The 21,008-nt window shown below is 34.6% G+C and carries 11 protein-coding genes; all 11 read left to right on the top strand.

The annotated features are described in order from the left end of the window. Positions 1 to 50: 50 nt before the first annotated feature. The 11 genes from G7A72_RS16085 to G7A72_RS16035 all read left to right on the top strand — a co-directional run bounded on the left by G7A72_RS16085 (position 51) and on the right by G7A72_RS16035 (position 21,005). Complete coding sequence (locus G7A72_RS16085; RefSeq protein WP_165153420.1) at positions 51 to 3,119, top strand: SusC/RagA family TonB-linked outer membrane protein; 3,069 nt, start codon at positions 51 to 53, stop codon at positions 3,117 to 3,119. A gap of 12 nt (positions 3,120 to 3,131) precedes the next feature. Then, complete coding sequence (locus G7A72_RS16080) at positions 3,132 to 4,730, top strand: SusD/RagB family nutrient-binding outer membrane lipoprotein (RefSeq protein WP_113666588.1); 1,599 nt, start codon at positions 3,132 to 3,134, stop codon at positions 4,728 to 4,730. A 26-nt stretch (positions 4,731 to 4,756) separates the two neighbouring features. Continuing rightward, the gene (locus G7A72_RS16075) at positions 4,757 to 5,692 is read left to right on the top strand and encodes a DUF4397 domain-containing protein (protein ID WP_165153418.1); all 936 of its coding nucleotides are present in this window, start codon (positions 4,757 to 4,759) and stop codon (positions 5,690 to 5,692) included. Between the two features lie 202 nt (positions 5,693 to 5,894). Next, the gene (locus G7A72_RS16070; RefSeq protein ID WP_165153416.1) at positions 5,895 to 7,091 is read left to right on the top strand and encodes an exo-beta-N-acetylmuramidase NamZ domain-containing protein; all 1,197 of its coding nucleotides are present in this window, start codon (positions 5,895 to 5,897) and stop codon (positions 7,089 to 7,091) included. A 112-nt stretch (positions 7,092 to 7,203) separates the two neighbouring features. Then, complete coding sequence (gene murQ, locus G7A72_RS16065) at positions 7,204 to 8,031, top strand: N-acetylmuramic acid 6-phosphate etherase (RefSeq protein ID WP_113666590.1); 828 nt, start codon at positions 7,204 to 7,206, stop codon at positions 8,029 to 8,031. A gap of 64 nt (positions 8,032 to 8,095) precedes the next feature. Then, positions 8,096 to 9,604 (top strand): sodium:solute symporter, encoded by a 1,509-nt coding sequence (locus G7A72_RS16060; RefSeq protein WP_165153415.1) that lies wholly within the window; start codon positions 8,096 to 8,098, stop codon positions 9,602 to 9,604. 54 nt (positions 9,605 to 9,658) lie between these two features. Then, a complete protein-coding gene (locus G7A72_RS16055; protein ID WP_165153414.1) occupies positions 9,659 to 12,658 on the top strand; it encodes a glycoside hydrolase family 3 N-terminal domain-containing protein in 3,000 nt (999 codons plus the stop codon). 80 nt (positions 12,659 to 12,738) lie between these two features. Then, the gene (locus G7A72_RS16050) at positions 12,739 to 14,010 is read left to right on the top strand and encodes an acyltransferase family protein (RefSeq protein ID WP_165153413.1); all 1,272 of its coding nucleotides are present in this window, start codon (positions 12,739 to 12,741) and stop codon (positions 14,008 to 14,010) included. A gap of 705 nt (positions 14,011 to 14,715) precedes the next feature. Then, positions 14,716 to 18,066: a SusC/RagA family TonB-linked outer membrane protein gene (locus G7A72_RS16045; RefSeq protein ID WP_165153412.1), complete on the top strand. Its 3,351-nt coding sequence runs from the start codon at positions 14,716 to 14,718 to the stop codon at positions 18,064 to 18,066. Positions 18,067 to 18,070: 4 nt separating this feature from the next. Further along, positions 18,071 to 19,549 (top strand): RagB/SusD family nutrient uptake outer membrane protein, encoded by a 1,479-nt coding sequence (locus tag G7A72_RS16040; RefSeq protein ID WP_241258542.1) that lies wholly within the window; start codon positions 18,071 to 18,073, stop codon positions 19,547 to 19,549. Further along, positions 19,536 to 21,005, top strand: a complete 1,470-nt coding sequence (locus G7A72_RS16035; protein WP_165153408.1) for a hypothetical protein — start codon at positions 19,536 to 19,538, stop codon at positions 21,003 to 21,005. The genes G7A72_RS16040 and G7A72_RS16035 overlap by 14 nt, the downstream gene beginning before the upstream one ends. Positions 21,006 to 21,008: the final 3 nt, after the last annotated feature.

Here is a 21,008-nt window from a genome sequence, read left to right as displayed (position 1 = left end):
TATGCATTAAATAAATATATTTGTTCAACAACCATAAAACCAAAATAATTATGAAGAAATTATTCCTTATTTCATTATTGGTTTTGTTCGTTCAAGTTACATTTGGACAAACGAAAACAATTACAGGAACTGTTAAAAACAAAGCGGACGGAATTCCTATACCCGGAGCTACTGTACTCATTAAAGGTACTACTAAAAGTAGCACGACTGACTTTGATGGTAATTACAGCATTGCTGCATTATCAGGACAAATACTGAGCTTCAGTTATATTGGTTTTGAAACCAAAGAAATACAAGTTACAGGCTCCTCAATGAATGTAACTTTAACTGAAAGTGTTGAAAGCTTAAAAGAAGTTGTTATCATAGGATCGATGGGTAGAACTTTAGACAAATCCTCCTTAGGATATTCCGCACAAGCGGTTAAAGGACAAGAAATCGCAGATACACAACGTGCGAATTTTGCCAACGCGCTGCAAGGTCGTATTGCTGGTCTTACAGTGACTAGTACTACTGGAGCCCCTGGAGCTTCTGCAGCTATACAATTAAGAGGTGTAAACTCTTTGAGTGGAAACAATTCACCTTTATATATTGTGGACGGTTTGCCGGTAAGTAATGAAACTCTGGACCAAGGTTTGATGATCTCAAATGCTCCCAATAGAAATCAAGACTATACTAATAGAGGTGCTGATATCAACCCTGAAGATATTGAATCGATAACGATTCTTAAAGGTCCGGAAGCTGCTGCGCTTTATGGTATGCAAGCAGGTAACGGAGCTATAGTAATTACAACTAAAAAAGGAAAAAAAGGAGTGGGAAGAGTTACTTACTCTACCAATACAAGACTAGATCAAGTCTACCGTTTCCCTGAAACTCAATCCGTATATCAAAGAGGTGCTGACGGAATAACTAATACTGATTACAGAAGACAATTAGGAGAAGCTTTTGCTCCAGGTACAAAATTCTATGACAATGTTAATAATTTTTTCAAAGTAGGAACATCTACAACACACAACTTGTCGCTTGAAGCAGGCACAGAAACGACTTCATATAGATTGTCGTTAAGTAATTTAGATCAAGAAGGCGTTACACCTAATACATCATATAACCGATTAAACGCTAGCTTAAATGCAACAGCAAAAATTTCACCTAAATTTAAATCAGAAGGGACCTTTAGTTTTACTAAATCGGAAAATCAAAAAGCATCAAAAGGTGGATCAGGTTCACTAACTGGTAGTAATGGGTATTTATTAACACTATTGGGCTGGCCTCAAAATGATGATGTACGTAATTATTTGAATACTGATGGATCAAGAAGGAAAATTACTTCCGGAGCGCTGGATACTGAAACTGACAACCCATTTTGGGATGTAAACAAGAACTTATCTGAGGATTTCAACAACCGTTTTGTTACCAATGTTGGATTAATATATGATCCAACAGAATGGTTAAATTTTACAGCTCGTGCAGGTTGGGATGTAAATTCAGGTCAAGGATATAGAGCAATTCATCCAGAATCAGCTGGTGGAATAGCAACAGGAGGTTTCATAGAAACGTACTATAACAGCACTAGTAACTTGAATACGACTTTCTTGGCAACTGCCCAAAAATCTTTCGGAAAATTCAATACTAAAATTTTGCTTGGTAATGCAATTAATGACAACTATTTTAGAATTTTATCTACATCCGGAAACAAGTATTTTGATCCAAATTTTAATTCTATTAATAATACCGAAGCTACAACACAAAGATCACAAGAAAGAATCATTCAAAGTAGAATCGTAGGTTTCTTTACAGAGGTAAATTTTGATTATGACAAGATTGTTTATTTATCGTTGACAGGACGTAAAGACTGGGTTTCAGTATTGCCTGATCCTTTCTTTTATCCTTCTGCCTCAACCAGTTTTATGTTCTCTAATTTACCGGGCTTGAAAGACCAAGGAATATTGTCTTATGGAAAAATAAGAGCCTCTTACGCTGAGGCAGCTAACATCCCTTCTCCTTATTCCGCAGTACCTATTTATCAACCACAGTTAACGACAAATGGCGGATATGCATACGGAGTAACAGGTGCCAATCCAAATTTAGTTCCTGAGTTTCGCAAGTCTGTTGAATTTGGTACAGAAATTAAATTTTTTGACGATCGTATAGGGCTAGACGTAACCGTATATAGCACCAAAACAGTTGATCCTATCTTAAAAAATATGCGTTTAAGTTACGGTACTGGATTCGTTTTAACATCTGCTAATTTTGGAGACTTAAGAAATGAAGGTTTAGAAATCACCTTGAACGCCACTCCAGTAAAAACATCCAATTTTTCTTGGGATTTGAATGCCAATTTTAATAAAACACGATCAGAACTACTGAATCTTCCACCAGTAGTGACAGAATATTATTTATCTGATACTTGGCTTTATGGAAATGTTCGAGGTGGTGTAAAAGTAGGCGGGCCACTAACTACGATAACAGCTGTAGATTATTTAAGAAATAATGCAGGACAAATACTAATAGATCCAAGCACAGGTTATCCTCTTAAAAATCCAAACTTTGTTATCGCGGGTGATAGAAATCCAGATTTTGTACTTGGTTTTCAAAACACTTTCAAATACAAGAATTTAAGTTTGTCAATGTTACTAGACCTTCGTAAAGGAGGAGATATTTTCAATGGAACCGAATTTTGGATGTACCAAAATGGAATCTCCACAAGAACTTTAGACAGAGAACAACCTCGTGTTGTACAAGGCATATTAAGAGATGGACTAGAGAACTCAGCCACTCCTACACAGAATAACGTAATGGTGACGCCATATTATCAAAATGAATATTACCGATCTGGTGCAGTTGATGCTGACTTTATTGAAAAAGATATTAATTGGTTGCGAATGAGAGACATTACCATTAGTTACAGAATGTCTCCTGAAAAATTAGAAAAAACAGCTATAAAATCGCTGTCGTTAAACCTAACCTTAACCGATGCTTTTATGATAACTAATTATACAGGCGCAGATCCTGCAGTTAATGGATTAAATGCATCTTCTGGAGGAGCTGGAGGAGCTGGTTTTGACTTTGGGACGGTTTCCACACCACGAGGTTTGAACATGGGAGTAAAATTAGGATTTTAATACTTATAGAAAATGAAAAATATAAAAAAATATATAGCTGCAATAGGACTGTTGACCACTGTAGTTTCGTGTGACAACTTGCAAGATTTGAATGAAAACCCAAGTTTTCCAGTTGATGTTTCTGCCCAAGCTTTAATGCCGCCAATTGAGCAACAAATGGCTGTGGGTTTACAGTTTGACAATCGCTATTTAGGAAGGTACGTGCAATATTTCAGTAATGCGACCACTGGAAACGATTGGGATAGATACGGCTACACAGCAAATAATGATGCAGGTGGTGAAATTTGGAAAATGGCCTATTTTTCTATAGGCTTAAATTTGACCCGAATGCAAGAAAAAGCAGTTGCAGAAGAACGTCATGATATTACCGGTATATCAAAAGTGATTAGAGCTTGGTCCTGGCAAGTTGCCACAGATTATCATTCAGAATTAATTGATTTTGATCAAGCTTTTACGCAACGTATGTCTTTTGACTATGTAGGACAAGAACAAGTGTATGCTGAAGTGCTGCGTTTGATAAACGAAGGTGTTGTTGACTTAGCGCGTACGGATGGTAAAGTCTCTAGTACTTACACAGCTGTAGGGGATAAAATGTATAACGGCGATAGAGCTAAATGGACCAAATTTGCTTGGGGCGTAGTAGCGCGTAATTTGAATAACCAAATAAATAAAGCTAGTTACAACCCAACAGCTGTGATTGAAGCCTGCGACAAATCTTTGGCATCAAATGCAGATAATGCCTTAATTAGTTACAACGGTTCCGTGTCAGCTGATAGCAATTTCAATGGACCGGGTAGAAACAACATTGCAACATTCCGTCAAACTGATTTTATGGTTAGAGTTATGAATGGAGATGTTTTTACCGGCGCAATTGACCCTCGCATGTCAAGAATTTTAGCGCCATCTATTGGAACATCTGAAACAGCTCCGGCATCGGCGGCAAATCCAGACCCAACCAAATATACTTTTATTGGCAATCCATTGAATACTACGGCTTCCTCAACTACGGGACCAAGTAGAATTCCTAATCTTTGGGGAACATTCTTGGCTGGAAGTATTACGACACCTGGTCGGTATATTTTTAGAGATAAAGCATCGTTTCCTATCATGACTTATGCTGAAATTCAATTCATCAAGGCAGAGGCTGCTTTCAAAAAAGGAGATAAAGTTATGGCTTTGGCAGCATACAAAAAAGGAATTGAAGCGAGTATCGATTTTGTAAATGCAAATACTATTAGTAGTACAACTTATCCAATCACAACTGCTATATCTGCATCAGAAAAATCAACTTTTCTTGCTAATATAAATGTGGTTCCGGCTGAAGCTAACTTAACAATGAGTCACATCATCCTGCAAAAATACATTTCTCTTTTTGGTTTTGGAAATTTAGAAGCTTGGACAGATATGCGAAAATACCGCTACGACAACGTAAATATTTACAAAACAATGGCTTTCCCAACTAGCTTATTTGTTGATAATAATGGAAAATTACCATACCGAGTTCGTCCAAGATTCAACTCAGAATATGTATGGAATTTTGCGGCTTTACAAGCAATTGGCGCAGATAAAGTGGATTATCATACAATAGAAATGTGGTTTTCTAAACCGTAATTTATCAAAACTATAAAACGTATTACATGAAAAATATACTTAACATTATTAAAAAATCCATTGTACCACTTTTAGGAGCGGCACTGGTTGTATCTTGTGGAGAGGAACACGATTTCACTCCTTACGCAGTAAGTGCGTCTGATAACACTTCTAACGTAAAATTTATTCACGCAGCGATTGGTGCAAATGGAACTAATCTTCAGGTGAATTATTTTATTGGAGCAGAGAAAATATCCTCTGTTGGCGTTACCGTTGGTCTTCCCGTTGGAACATCTTACGGATCGCAATATCCAGCATCGACGAGTTACAGTATGGTAAAATCAGGAGAACAGCCCTTGAGTGCTATATCTCCACTAATTGCTGCTACTGCAACTGTTCCTCAAACTGCGGAAGTCGAACGTTTTGTTGGCAAACTAGTAACCGACAAAGGCAAATTCTACACCAATTTCTTAATTGGGTCACTACCAACAGTTACGCCGGTTAGCTATTCAATGTTTCAAGTCAATGATGATTTATCTGTCGCTAATTTGGACAAAACCAAAGCGTATATTCGCTTTATAAATGTCATAAACAATACTCCTGTAGCGGGTTATGATTTGGGAATTATAAAAACAACTTCAATTAATGGCGTTACTCCTTTAGTTACAAAAGAGATTCAAACCTATAAGAATATAACTTTCAAAGGCGGAGACGAAAAATTCATTGCCATAGAGCCACAAGATCCTACTGATACGAGAGGCTACCAATTACAATTGCGCGTTGCTGGATCCGCATCAAACAACCCAACGCTAACCGCTCCAGCTCTTGTAGCGAATCAAGCTAATTCAGGAACTAATATTTTTGTTCCAAGAGCAGGTAGAATTTATACCGTCTACTGCAGGGGTTATGCTGGAGGAATATCCGCAGGAGTGCCTAGTGCAACTATCAACATTCCGGTAATAACATTTTATACCAATAAATAAGATTTACAAAAAACCACTTCAGAAAATTCTAAAGTGGTTTTTGTTTACCAATTTCAGTCAGCCCATAGTGCAAATATGTTTTTCTAAGTAAATAATAGATTTTTCTATTTAAACTAAAAAGCTATTGCATTTATGGCAGACTTCCTTATGTACTTAAATCAATAGCAATTTTATTAATTCGTCACTTTTAAAAAACACTACAATGTATTTTATTTTAAAAAAAAATATTTATTTTTTTATCCTAATGGTTACTATCAGTTGCTATTCTCATTCAGAAGATAACAGTGTAAAGAATAGAATCTCAATTGATTCTGTAAAAATTAAAACAGGCGCTGATAATTATGAAAAATACCTGCCTTTATTACAAAACAAAAAGGTTGGAATTGTTACCAATCAGACTGGGATTCTGACAAACAAAATACATCTGGTAGATTTTTTATTAGAAAAAAAAATAGCCATCCAAACCATTTTTGCTCCTGAACACGGGTTTAGAGGAACTGCTGATGCCGGTGAACATGTCGTTGATGGAAAAGATGCCAAAACCGGACTCTCAATTATTTCTCTTTATGGTGATAACAAAAAACCAAAAGCAATACAATTAGTTGGAATTGACATTATGTTGTTTGATTTACAAGATGTTGGAGCACGTTTCTACACCTACATTTCATCTTTGCATTATGTCATGGAAGCCTGCGCAGAAAACGGAATTCCTCTTGTAATTCTAGACAGACCAAATCCTAATGGAAGTATCATAGATGGTCCACTTTTAGAAAAAGAATTTACCAGTTTTGTAGGCATGCACCCTATTCCACTCCTTCACGGAATGACAATCGGTGAATATGCGCAAATGATAAATGGAGAAAAATGGCTTAAAAACGGGGCACAATGTAAATTGACCGTTATTCCTTGTCTTGATTATAATCGAAAAATGGAATATAGTTTACCCCAAAAACCATCTCCAAATTTACCAAATGACCAATCCATAAATCTGTACGCGAGTTTGTGCTTGTTTGAAGGGACTAATGTAAGTGTGGGCCGCGGAACCGAAAAACAATTTCAAATTTATGGCTCTCCTTTTTTAACGAAAAGCACTTTTAATTTTACTCCAAAACCAAATTTCGGAGCCAAAGACCCACTTTATAATGGAAAAGAGTGTTTTGGTGAAGATTTAACGGCTTACCCTAAACTAACTCGATTAGAACTAAAATGGTTAATTAAAGCCTATCAAAATACCAGTGACAAAACGAAATTCTTCAATCCTTTTTTCACAAAACTTGCTGGGACAAAAAAATTACAGCAGCAAATTGAAAGCGGAATTTCAGAAAATAAAATAAGAAAAAGTTGGAAAAATGGATTAACAGCATTTAAAAAAATGCGCATGAACTATGTAATCTATTAAATAAATCCTTGTTAATTGTCACATAAAACCAGGACACTGTTGTTAATAAAATACAGAAATTGAATCTGGCCTATAAAAAAATAAAAAATCCCTAATCAGTAAAAAATAAGAAATGGTAAAAATTAATCCCGATACAGAACAAGAATCGCTCTATTCGAACTTAGATAAAATGAGTACTAATGAACTACTCTCTAACATAAATAATGAAGATAAAAAAGTAGCAGATATAATAGGAAAACAAATTCCAAATATTGAAAAATTGGTTGATATAATTGTATCTAAAATGAAACTTGGTGGAAGGCTTTTTTACATCGGTGCCGGTACATCAGGAAGAATCGGTATTCTTGATGCTTCAGAATGTCCGCCAACTTTTGGAGTTCCGGACAATTGGATTATTGGCATCATTGCAGGTGGCGACTCAGCTATTAGAAAAGCAGTAGAAAATGCCGAGGACGACATTGATCAAGCCTGGAGAGATTTATCAGCCTATGACATTTCGAGTTTAGATGTGGTTGTAGGAATTGCAGCTTCAGGAAATACTCCTTATGTTATTGGCGGATTAAAAAAAGCAAAAGAAAACAATATCGCAACTGGAAGTATTTCCTGTAATAGTGATAGTCTAATTTCGAAACAGGCTGATTATCCTATTGAATTGATAGTAGGTCCAGAATTCCTTACCGGAAGTACGAGGATGAAAGCTGGAACATCTCAAAAATTAGTATTAAACATGATATCAACATCTGTTATGATTAAACTAGGGCGTATTTATGGCAACAAAATGATTGACATGCAATTGTCTAATAAAAAACTAGTACAAAGAGGTGTTGAAATGATTGTAGAAGAACTGCACATTGACGAGAAATTAGCTTCTGAATTACTAAAAAAACACAAAAGTGTCAGAGCTGTTTTACTGGCTGAAAATAAAAATCTAGAAATTTAACAAACAAACTATTTTAAAGTCTGTTACAGATTCATAAAGAACAATAAACCTATAAAGATACAAAATGACTCCAAGTGCAATCCTAATCCTTATCATCGTTTATTTCGCTACATTATTCTACATCTCACATAGAGTCAGCAAAAAGGATGATGGGAATGATGCTTTTTTCACCGCCAATAAAAATTCAAAATGGTATTTAGTTGCTTTTGGGATGATAGGAACCGCTCTTTCGGGAGTAACTTTTATATCTGTTCCGGGAGAAGTAGGCGCCGCGAGTGGCGAACAATTCAAATATTTTCAGTTTGTGTTGGGTAATGCTATCGGATTTATAATAATTACAAAGTTATTATTACCACTGTATTACAGAATGAATCTAACCTCTATTTATGGCTATATAGAACAGAGAATGGGGCTTTACAGCTACAAAACAGCAGCCACTATTTTCTTGATTAGCAGAACGGTAAGCTCTGCATTCAGACTCTATTTAGTGGTAATAGTATTACAGCGTTTTGTATTTGATTATTATAATATTCCGTTTGCATTAACTGTATTAATCTCCTTGCTGCTCATTTTTTCTTACACCTACAGAGGTGGATTGAAAACAATTATTATTACGGATACCTTACAGACTTTTTTCCTTGTAACATCGGTTTTCCTTACGATCTATTTTATTTGCGACAGTATGAATTTAAGTGCCGTTAGTGCTTTCAATGAAGTTAAAAACAGTAATTATTCACAAATATTTTTCTTTGATGATTTCCTAGGAAGTAAATTTCATTTTGTAAAACAAATAGTAGGAGGAATGTTTGTAACTATAGCCATGACTGGGCTGGATCAAGATTTAATGCAAAAAAATCTGAGCTGCAAAAACATTGGTGATGCACAAAAAAACATGTTTACCTTTACGGGAATCTTCGTTATTATCAATATTTTCTTTTTAAGTGTTGGTGCCTTACTATATATTTATGCTGATAAAAACGGAATTGCAATCCCTGTCGATTTAATTACAGGCAAACCAAGAACCGATTTACTTTTTCCTGAAATCGCATTGAATCATTTATCAACAATTCCGGCAATTGTATTTTTATTGGGAATTATTGCTGCCACTTTCGCTACTACCGATTCAGCTCTGACGGCTTTAACCACCTCTTTTTGCGTCGATTTTTTAGGAATGGGCAAAGCCGAAAATAGCCATAAACAAAATACCGTCCGTAAAAGGCATATCGTTCATATCAGTTTTTCAGCATTAATCTTCTTAGTAATACTCATTTTTAATTCAATCAATGATAGTTCTGTTGTTGGGATGATATTCAAGGTTGCTTCATATACTTATGGCCCATTATTAGGATTATATGCTTTTGGTCTGTTTCAAAAATCAAGAAACGTAAATGATAAATTAGTCCCCTTTATCTGTCTATTAGCTCCTTTCTTAACGTATATAATAAATGAAAACTCTAAAATATTGTTTTCGGGTTATGTATTTGATAATGAATTAATAGTACTAAACGGACTCTTAACTTACTTAGGATTGTTCCTGACAAGTTCCCATAGCAGTAAAAAAATTAGTTTTTAAATCACATTAAAAACACAAATAATTGACCAATCAATTGCTCCAAAAAATAATTAGATGAAAAATTGCTTTATAAAGATTAGCCTCTACGCCGCATTTATATTTTTGATTACCAATTGTGCTGTTTCTAAAAAAACCAATACAATTACCGCTTTAAAAAAAGCTTCCTTTTCAGAAGAAATAGACATTTATGTTCCTAAAAGTAAATCAGAAAGAAAGACTTTTTTCAAAAATTCTGATAGAGAAAAGAATTGGGTTGACAGTATTTACAACAAAATGTCGAGTCGAGAAAAAATAGGCCAATTGTATATGATTTCAGCTTATTCTAATAAAGATTCTGTTCACGAAAATGAAGTTAACGCCATAATCGAAGAATATAAAGTTGGTGGAATCCTTTTTTTTCAAGGTGGACCAATGCGTCAAGCGAAATTAACTAATGTATATCAGTCTAAATCTGATGTCCCATTATTTATTGCAATAGATGCCGAATGGGGATTGAGTATGCGATTAGATTCTACCTATCGGTATCCTTGGAACATGACTTTGGGAGCGATCGAAGATCTAAGTTTAATTGAGAAAGTTGGTAAAAACATGGGGAATGAGAACAAGCGAATGGGAATCCATTTTAATTTTGCTCCAGTTCTTGACATCAACACCAATCCAAAAAACCCAATTATTGGCAACCGTTCTTTTGGTGAAGATAAAACTAATGTTAGTGACAAAGCCATCGCCTACATGAAAGGCGTTCAAGGTCAAGGTGTTTTCAGTACCGGAAAACATTTTCCAGGACACGGAGATACGGCTGCAGATTCGCATCATACATTGCCTTTGGTTGATTTTTCAAAAGAACGAATCGATTTGGTGGAACTGTATCCTTACAAAAGAATATTCGATGAAGGTTTGGTCTCCGTTATGGTTGGACACCTTGAAATTCCTAGCTTAGATCCTAGAAAAAATCTTCCTTCTTCCGCTTCGTATAATGTAGTAACCAACTTGCTTCAAAAGCAACTGGGCTTTGATGGATTGATTTTTACAGATGGTTTAGCCATGAAAGGCGCCACAGATTTCCTAGGTCCTGGTGATCTTGAATTAGCTGTAATTCATGCTGGAAATGACATTTTACTTGGTCCAGTAGACGTAAAGGCAGGTTTCGAAAAACTAGAAACAGCCTACAAAAATGGAATTCTTACCGAAGAACGTTTGGCTCATTCGGTAAAAAAAATATTGCGTTATAAGTACAAAGCGGGATTGAATAAATACAAGCCTATTGCTTTAGAAAACTTAGTTCAAGACATCAATCCTTCAGAAAATGATGCTTTACATTATAAATTGTATGAAAATGCGATCTCTGTTTTAAAAAATGAAAAGAAAATACTTCCTATCAAAAATTTAGATCAGAAAATTGCATACGTAAAACTGGGAGATGATGTCAACAGCACTTTTGTCACTACATTAAAAAAATATACCGAAGTGACGGAAATATCTAACCCCAATATTGATAGTCTAAACACCGAATTAAAAAAATACAATACTGTTATCATTGGTTTCCATAAATTAAACAAAACGTGGGAAAAACAGAATTTTACGGAAACTGAATTGCTTTGGTTACAAAAAATTGCAAAGCACAACAAAGTGATTTTGGATATTTTTACAAAGCCTTATTCCCTATTGCCAATCAATAATTTTGATGATATTGAAGGATTAGTAGTTTCCTACCAAAACTCTGATATAAGTCAGGTGGTTTCAGCAGAATTACTATTTGGAGCTATCGAAGCCAAAGGAAAATTACCCGTCTCCATTAACTCATCCTTCCATATAAATGAGGGCTTATCAACCAAAAAATTAAACCGTTTGGGTTTTACAACTCCAGAAAATGAAGGAATGAATCCATTGATTTTATCTAAAATCGATGCTATAGCCCAAAAAGCAATTGATGGTAAAATGGCTCCTGGAATGCAGGTGCTTGTCGCTCGAAAAGGAAATGTCATTCTCCAGAAATCCTATGGTTACCATACCTATGATAATACTACAAAAGTTTCCAATTCAGACTTATATGATGTTGCCTCGATTTCAAAAATGATTTCAACTCTGCCTAACGTGATGCAATTATACGATCAAAATAAAGTGAATCTGGATACCAAATTAAAAAAAATGGTTCCCCTTTTTTCTAAAACAAATAAAGAGAACATCAACTTCAAGGATTTACTGACACACTATGCTGGGCTTCAGGCTTGGATTCCATTTTACAAAGCAACTTTGGACACCGAAAACAAACCTTTGGAAAAATACTATCATAAAATAGCTGACTCCCAATTTTCCACAAAAGTAGCCGACGGTCTTTTTATTAGAAAAGATTATCACGATACCATAATGAAAATCATTGCAAATAGTCCATTGTCAATTAAAAGAGAATACAAATACAGCGATTTCACCTTCATTATCCTGAAAGAATACCTCGAAAGAAAAACTAAAAAGAAATTAGAAGTTTTAAGCCAGAAAAATTTTTACAGCTCACTTGGAATGAATAATACTCTGTACAATCCCTTAGAAAAATTTGATAAAAATGGAATTGCACCGACTGAAGTTGATAATTATTTTAGACGCCAGGTTGTTCAGGGATACGTTCATGATATGGCAGCGGCAATGGAAGGCGGAATAGCCGGTCATGCCGGAATTTTTTCTAACGCTATGGATGTTGCCAAAATGATGCAACTGTTTTTACAAAAAGGAAATTACGGCAATAAGCAATATTTTTCCGAAAAAACATTCGATGCCTTCAATACTTCCTATTACAGTTCTGAAGGAGTTCATAGAGGTTTAGGTTTTGATAAAAGAATTGGAAAAGACGGATCAACGTGCGCCTGCGTTTCTGAATCCAGTTTTGGTCATACCGGCTTCACAGGAAACATAGCTTGGGTCGATCCAGAAACAGAGATTGTTTATGTATTTTTATCCAATAGAACCTATCCCGAAGTTTCCAGTGAAGGAAATAAATTATCTAAAGAAAAAATTCGAGAAGACATTCAGCAAATAATTCAGGAAGCTATCGTCAAATAAAATTGTTAACACCATTTTAGTAAACCTGAATGAAGTAGGTTTTCAATCATTAAATTAACCAAATAATTTAAATTAAAACAATGACAAAAGAGCGTTTAATTTCACTAGATGTATTCAGAGGATTTACCATTTTATTAATGACTATTGTCAACAACCCGGGAAGTTGGGCCGCTATTTATCCGCCTTTGGCTCACGCAGAATGGCATGGCTGTACTCCGACCGATTTAGTTTTTCCCTTTTTTATTTTTATAATGGGTAGCGCAATCCCTTTTGCAATGCCAACGAAACAATTTGACTCAGTAGTTTTTAATAAAATTATTGTTCGATCCTTACGAATTTTCTGTTTAGGATTATTTTTAAATTATTTCAGTAGAATAGAATTATTGGGCTTAGAGGGGATTTCCTTATTACTACTCAGGCTGATGATAACTTTTGCAGTAGCTTATGCACTTTTAGGAAACTTTAGTTTAAAAATCAAAACCTATCTCGTTTTTGGAATTTTTGCAATATTAATAATCTTAGCATACAGCCAAATTGAAGCATTTCAGGAGGTACGAATCCCAGGAGTTTTACAGAGAATAGGAATTGTATATTTTTTTGTCTCTCTTTTATATTTAAAAACAAATCTGAAAACACAACTTTTGGTTGCTGCATCAATTTTACTAGGTTACTGGATTGTAATGGCTTTTGTTCCAGTTCCGGGATTTGGTCCCGCAAATTTTGAAAAAGGGACAAACTTAGCTGCGTGGTTGGATAATTTAGTATTAAAAGGACATCTATGGAGTTATTCCAAAACTTGGGATCCAGAAGGAATTTTGAGCACTCTTCCGGCTGTAGCCACAGGAATTCTTGGAATGTTCATAGGCCAAATATTAAATTTAAAAATCCAACAAACTGAAATTTTAAAAAAAATAGCAGCAGTTGGATTTGCATTGCTAATTGCAGGCTTGCTTTGGAGTCTACTGTTTCCGTTAAACAAATCACTTTGGACAAGCTCCTATGTACTATATACTGCGGGAATTGCCACCTTATGTCTAACAGTATTATACTTCCTGATAGATGTTGCAAACTATAAAAAATGGACAAAATTATTTTTAATTTGGGGTGTAAATCCTATGATTGTGTTTTTCTTTTCGGGAATAATACCAAGAGTTTTGAGCACCATTACAATTCAAAACCCAAAAATAGCTTCGGAACAAATCAATCTTCAAAGTTATTTCTATAAATTTTGTATAGTTCCTATTTTCAGCAATCCTATGAATGCTTCATTAACTTTTGCATTAATGTATGCTGTTTTTTGGTCTCTAATCTTGTGGGTGTTTTATAAAAATAAATTAATTTTAAAAGTATAACCCCTAAAAATTATCGTAATAAGTTTTTTTTCCATTTGATTTTTAAAACTGTAATTTAAAATTTACTTATTTTAAAATCATCATTAAAACTAACAATTTTATATTAATCTGCAAGAAATTCGATAGACTTTTCAAGTTTACTCGGTATTAATAATGCCTCATCAACATTTTGATGGGGCATCGATTTTTACTACTTCCTAAACCCCTACAAAAACTCAGATTAGCTCAAAAATCCCATTCTCTTTTTTGGTTAAATACTCCCTGTTTTTTGCCCTAATTGACAAACCTTCTGGAAATACTGAGTTTTTAATTTTTTGTAATCATAGTGATAAAGTTAATGTTTTGTTAATAATATTTTTGTTATTTATATTTAGTCTTAATAATCATAAGTTTGTACCTTCATTTAGTAACAACAATATAAATAAATCTCTATTAGATATTCTAAAAAGCTATTTTAGAAAAAAGTATGTGGATTTATATTTTTTTAGTTCTAATACTACAACTCTATTATTAAATTAAATCATTTTAATTATGATGCTAAATTCAAGATGGCATAATAAAAGATATTATATACTTTAAAGAAATATAAATTTGATACAGTAATCAAATTTTAATTAACCTTTTGTAAGATGCGCCACCAAGTGCGTGATTCGACATTATTAATTGTAATGTTATCCGATTACTACCAACCAAAAACCAAATTAAATGACGTTTACAGAACACTCCTATTGGCAAAAACTCCTTCTAACTTTTGGGATAGTCTTACTAAGTATTAATACATTTTCCCAGTCGAAAGATAAAACCATTACTTTAAATTTTAAAGAACAACCGCTAAGTCAGGTTATAAGATTTATTGAACAACAAACGAATTACCGAATCATTTACAACGTTAGTAAAATTGATTTAAATCAAAAAGTAACTGTATCTGTTAAAAATAGTACACTGGAAAACGCTTTAACCAAACTCTTTAAAGACAGGAAAATATCATTTTTTATACAAAAAGAACAAATATTATTACTGGAAATTTCAGATAAAGCAGCTTCACAAGAAAAAGAGCGTTTTATAAAAGGTATTGTCTTGGACAGCAAAGACAAAAACCCTGTTCCTGGTGCCACTATTTTGATTAAAGGAACCTCAACTGGAGCTATCAGTGACAGTAATGGAAAATTTGTTTATTTACTGAAAGGCAACGACATACAAAATACGGTCTTAGAAGTGTCTTATTTAGGGACGAAAACGCAATCCGTTCGTGTGGGAAACTCATTTAATTTTGTTTTCAATATGGAGCAAGTCACAGATGAATTAGACCAAGTTGTGATTACTTCCTCCTACGGCACCAAAAAATTGAAAGAGGAAATCGTAGGGAGCATATCTACTTTGAATGCCCAAGATATTGCTGTGGAGCAAGCTTCCGAAAGTATTGATAAAATTGTGGGAGGGCAAATTGCAGGGGTATTGATTGAAAATACTTCCGGGATTGGAGGTCCTGTTAAAATTAATATCCGTGGACAAGGAAGTCTGAGCTCGCTGACCAATTCTAATTTAGGAACTTCTACACAGCCTTTAATCATTGTTGATGGAGTAATAATGAGCGAAGAAGTAGGTATTGATAGTCAGTTTTTTGATGCAAACGGTACCTTTTCTGAAAATTTATCGAATCCTCTTGCCCAAATTTCACCCGAAAATATTGAAAGTTTTACTGTACTGAAAGATGCTGCGGCAGTAAGTATTTATGGCGCTGACGGTGCAAATGGTGTCATTCTTATCACAACCAAAAAAGGAAAAAAAGGAAAAGCAAAATTCGGATTTTCTAACCAACTTGGAATTTCCTCAGCCATTAATCCAATCAAATATCTAAGTGGTTCCCAATACAATGATTTGAGGAATGAATACTTAAAAAACCGTCAAACAAATTACACGCCGGTTCCTTATAATGGTATTAATACGGATTGGTTTGATTTGCTGAATGTTACAGGAATTTATAACAAATATAATTTTAATGTTTCAGGAGCAAATTCTAAGTTTTCGTATCGCAGCAGTTTGAGTTATCTTGCAATAGATGAATCTCAAAAAGGGAATAGAACAAAACAACTTAACGCTGGAATAAATCTGGGTTACCGCTTGGATAAATTTGATTTTGGTCTGTCATTGAACCCTAGTTACATTCAGAAGGATGCACCAAATATTTATTACAGTTATGCTTTTGTTCCAACTATTTCGCCCTATAATGCGGATGGAACTTTTGCAACTGTCGGGGTTTTAGGTTTAGGAAATCCATTGGCAGCCATCGAACAAAATAAAAATATTACCAATAGTTACGGTCTTCTGGGAAGTTTAAATGCCTCTTATGAATTCAGCGATTTTTTAAGTTTTTCAACGCTTTTTGGAATAGATTACAAAGACAAAACGCAAGACAGATACTTTTCCGGTGCCAATGAAAGCGGACAATATAACGGTTCATTTACCTTAGGAGGAATGCAATACCCAAACTGGGGAAGACGCCTTTTGAACGAAAGAAACTCTACTAAATGGAACTGGCAAGGACAAGCTTTATTCAATAAAACATTAAATTTAAACCATAACATTGATGGGATTTTGGGTTTCGAATTGTCCAATGACAAAGCTAATTTCAGTTATTCCTCCGGTAGAGGTTTTGTCAATCCAAATGGGATAAATAATGTTCAAGATGCAATTCGAGATGATGATCCGTTGACAACCGTTGATGAAACATTAGCTAATCAGACGTTTGGCGATGATATCAGTTATAGTTCAAGAGTCTCTTTCTTTTCACAGTTTAACTATAATTACAAAAAGAGATATTACTTTTTAGGGAATTTCAGGAGAGATGAAAGTTCCGTTTTTGGTGATGATACTAATGTCGCTTTAAATGGTGGAGCGGGATTGAGCTGGATTGTCAGTAATGAAGATTTTATGAAATCGAGCACAGGTATTGATTTATTAAAATTTAAAATCAGTTATGGAACAACCGGAAATTCAAGAATAGGATCGTATCGTTCAAAAGGGCTTTACATTTTGAGCCAAAATGGGTATAATGGTGCTGAAGGTTCCTTTCCAAGTGAAGCGCCAAACGGGCAATTGAGTTGGGAGAAAAATACAAAGTTTAACGCAGGTGTCGATTTTAATTTCTTAGGAAGAGTAGAATTGTCCTTGGAATATTTTTATGATGATTTAAAAGATTTGATAACCAGCAGAGATATCCCAACCGAAACCGGTTATAGTTCCATTCAATTAAATGCAGCCAGTATGTACAATAAAGGAGTGGAATTTTCAACTCGTATTAAATGGTTGCAGAGCGATAGTTTTAAATGGACAACATCGTTTAATATTTCTACCGTTGAAAATAAAGTAACGCAACTTATAGGTTTAGGCAGTGAATTTTCTACTTCAGAAGTTGCTCTTGCTCAAAAAGTAGGATATAGCACCTCAACAATTTGGGGGATAAAATGGGCAGGTGTTGATCCAGCAACCGGTAGAGATTTGGTAGAGAAAGATGGGCAAATATATGATGCGGCTACCTATACAAGCTTATTTACTGCGGCTGATTGGGTGCCTATTGGAAATAACCAACCTAAAGCTTACGGCGGTTTTAATAATAATTTCACCATCAATAATGCAATTGTTTTATCTATAAGAGGAGCCTTTCAATTGGGGGGAGATTATTTAGTGGATAACAGTCTGATCTCAAAATATAACATTACCTCTAATAGAAACCTTTCGGTAAATGCGTATGATTATTGGAGAAATCAAGGAGATGTAGTTTCACAGCCTTTGGTAATCAGCAATACAACGCTGATTCCTAATTTGAGCAAATTTTTATATGACGCTACTTATTTAAAGATTAGCAACATTAATTTAAGCTATAATGTTCCTATCAAAAAGACTTTTTTAGACGCATTATCTGTTTTTGTCGATGTTTCGAATGTGGTATATTGGTACAAAGACAAAAGTCCGGTCGGAAGGAACGGTATACGTGAATTTAACTTTACCTACCCACAAGCACGAACAATTTCTTTAGGGTTTAACACTAAATTTTAACATGATGAACTACTATAAAACAACATATAAGTATAAACTAGTAATGATTTTATTTGTTCTTTTTGCATTGCAGAGTTGCAGTGATTTTTTAGAACAAGAACCTGGTTCCCAAACCTCGATTACCGAACAGTTATCCACAAAAAAAGGGATGTTAAACGCTTTAAATGGTACTTATGGATCGCTTGAAGCAAATGTAAGAGGTGAACGATTTGCGGTTTATGCTGATTTACAAGGTGGGAATCTCAAGTTTACACCTACGATAACTGGTAACAGCAGAGGCCAGATTACTGTACCAATAAATCTTGAAAATGTGTATTCGTTCCAAGACCAGGCGCTAGATAGTGATTTCACTATTTTTTATGACGAAAGTTATGATGTAATAAATCAAACCAATTTAATCTTAGAATACGTTGATGCTTTACCAGACGCAACTGATGTTGAAAAAAAACAAATCAAGGCCGAAGCTTTAGCAATACGAGCCTATTCCCATTATTTGTTAAGTTTAATTTACAGTCAGGCTGTAGGAAATTCTTCCTCAGATACGCAATTGGGAATTGTCTACAACAAAACAAGTTTATCGGGTGGCATTACGTATCCCAAAAGAGAAACTTTGACAACCACTTATTCTCTAATTATTGAGGATATCAATGCGGCTTTGGATAATTTTTCGGACAAATCGCTGTTAACAGGACCATCATATTCCTTTTTCAACAGTACAAATGCGAAAGCATTATTGGCGCGAGTATATCTATCTAAAAACGATTGGCAGAATGCTTTTGCAACTGCAAACGATGTTATTTTAAATTCGGGAGTTTCATTAACGCCAACTGAAAATTATATCTCACAATGGGAACAAACTAATGCTCCAATTGCTGAAAATCTGTTGGAGTTTTCTATTCCCAGAGATAGCGGTGGAGAAGTTGGAGGTTCTTTATCGAGTTATTTTGGGTATTTCTCCAATACAAATTACAATAAATACGTGGCTTCCCAAGATTTGTTGGGACTTTACGAATCAACTGATATTAGAAAGCAATTGTTTTTAGAAAAAGCACTTCCTACGTTGATCAATGGAGTATTTGTAAATGTCAATTATTCTTTTACCAAAAAACTGCAGGATAATCCGGGATATTCCGCCTTTAGATTAAGTGAACTCTATTTAATTCGTGCTGAAGCAGCCTTTGAACTTGGAAATTTAGAAACTGCCAAAAACGATATCAATACTATTAGAGCTAGAGCAAAAGCGACTCTGTTAACCATAACTGATAATTTAGAACAAGCCCTGTTATTGGAACGAAGAAAAGAACTTTGCTTTGAAGGACATTTATTTTTTGATTTGGCCAGAAGAAATAAGTCCGTATCAAGAAACGACGGATGTTTGTCCCTAAACTGTAGTTTGGATTATCAGTCTCCAAAATTTGTATTGCCAATTCCAAGAAAGAATATTAATCTTAATTCAAACTTACAGCAAAATGAATCCTATTAAAATTATATCGATAGCAGTTTTGATCCTAAACCTGTTTACTGCTTGCTCAAAGGATGATTATCAATTAAGTTCAAATGCTGTAGATCCATTTATACGGTTCAATGTATTGGTGAGTAGCAATAATGTTCCTTTAGAATATCCTGCATTGAACAGCGCATTAGTTCCGGTGAGCAGTTACAAGAATACATCCGTGAAAACATTGAAAATTCCGGTAACATTAACGTCGCCTGCATTGAAAAAACCTGTTTTTGTGACCTATAGTATAACAGGAACTGGAGATAGCGATAGCTTTAGTGTTAAGCCATTGGACCAAATCTCATTTATGGGAAATCAACTTACGGATACTATATATTTGTCTTTCGACAAAAGATGGAATACAAAACAAAAGATTACTTTAAAACTTGAAGAAAGTTCAGATCCCGCGATTACTCTTGGAAATTTGAATACTGTAGCTCCTAATAATAGTTTCGAAGTGAATCTGGATGAGGTAAAAACAACCTACACTTTTCCGATAAACAGGTTTGAAATAAAAGGCGAAATAGGCGAAGAAATTGTTTTTAAAGTTGATTTTCCAAATGGTTTTATACCTTCGGAAATTAATGATAATACAATGTTTGAGTTTTTAAATGGTTTTAATTATTCGTTAACGCACGATGATTTTGGAGATAATAGAAACAGCGTTACCTATCGTTTGAAACTATTGGAAAATATAAAAAAGGATGATGTTTTTTATCAAACCAATATTGCATTAGTCAATTCGAATGCGTATTCGACAACAGGAAATTCAGTGCTCCAAATCGTGAAACCTATTAAATCAATCCGAGATATTACTGCCAATACAGCTAGAAATTTCTATGATTTATCTAGTCCTTTTTACCTAACTTATGGGGAGAATTGGTTTGATAGAAGTGGTGTTTGCGCGTGGCAGACTTTTAACGCATTTACATTTCCTGTGGTTGTTCCTGCTGGTTCAGAGAATGCTATTTTATATAGCGATAAAGGAACCCCAAGTACGGCAGATGATGTGTATCATCATGCTTTTAAAATTGGATTTAATGTTAGTACGGGAACCAATACCACAAATTCTTTCGGTTTGAAAAGATGGTTCTCGAATGAAAGTATTTCGGCCTTAAATTCTCCAGGGTTCAATATTAGTTCGGCACTTGAATTTTTTCCTGAAAATGGAAATAGTAAAACCAAAGGTGCCGTTTTAGTAGTTCCGCAATACATTACTATTGCAGGAACAAACGGTAAAAGTTACAGCATAGGAATTTCCGGCGGTGGAACGTACAGGGAAATTAGTGCTGGTTTATTTGAAATTTCATTCGAATTAAAAGCAAGTAATACGGCACTGTTTGGTGGCGCTGTTTCTTCACAATATAAGATTTTCAATAACAGAATATATCCAAAACCGGCTCCAATAACTCAAAGTTGTCTCAAAGAAATTAGTTTATAAAAT

It is taken from the genome of Flavobacterium sp. Sr18, from assembly GCF_011064265.1.
In the GTDB taxonomy this organism is placed as follows: Bacteria; Bacteroidota; Bacteroidia; order Flavobacteriales; family Flavobacteriaceae; genus Flavobacterium; species Flavobacterium petrolei.
The sequence above is the reverse complement of the archived record's forward strand: the minus strand, read 5'-3'. Positions and strand labels throughout refer to the sequence as shown.

Coding starts and splice junctions, on each gene's coding strand:
- G7A72_RS16075 (WP_165153418.1), top strand. CDS start 4,757: ATGAAAAATATACTTAACATTATTAAAAAATCCATTGTACCACTTTTA.
- G7A72_RS16085 (WP_165153420.1), top strand. CDS start 51: ATGAAGAAATTATTCCTTATTTCATTATTGGTTTTGTTCGTTCAAGTT.
- G7A72_RS16080 (WP_113666588.1), top strand. CDS start 3,132: ATGAAAAATATAAAAAAATATATAGCTGCAATAGGACTGTTGACCACT.
- murQ (WP_113666590.1), top strand. CDS start 7,204: ATGGTAAAAATTAATCCCGATACAGAACAAGAATCGCTCTATTCGAAC.
- G7A72_RS16055 (WP_165153414.1), top strand. CDS start 9,659: ATGAAAAATTGCTTTATAAAGATTAGCCTCTACGCCGCATTTATATTT.
- G7A72_RS16050 (WP_165153413.1), top strand. CDS start 12,739: ATGACAAAAGAGCGTTTAATTTCACTAGATGTATTCAGAGGATTTACC.
- G7A72_RS16040 (WP_241258542.1), top strand. CDS start 18,071: ATGAACTACTATAAAACAACATATAAGTATAAACTAGTAATGATTTTA.
- G7A72_RS16070 (WP_165153416.1), top strand. CDS start 5,895: ATGTATTTTATTTTAAAAAAAAATATTTATTTTTTTATCCTAATGGTT.
- G7A72_RS16060 (WP_165153415.1), top strand. CDS start 8,096: ATGACTCCAAGTGCAATCCTAATCCTTATCATCGTTTATTTCGCTACA.
- G7A72_RS16035 (WP_165153408.1), top strand. CDS start 19,536: ATGAATCCTATTAAAATTATATCGATAGCAGTTTTGATCCTAAACCTG.
- G7A72_RS16045 (WP_165153412.1), top strand. CDS start 14,716: ATGACGTTTACAGAACACTCCTATTGGCAAAAACTCCTTCTAACTTTT.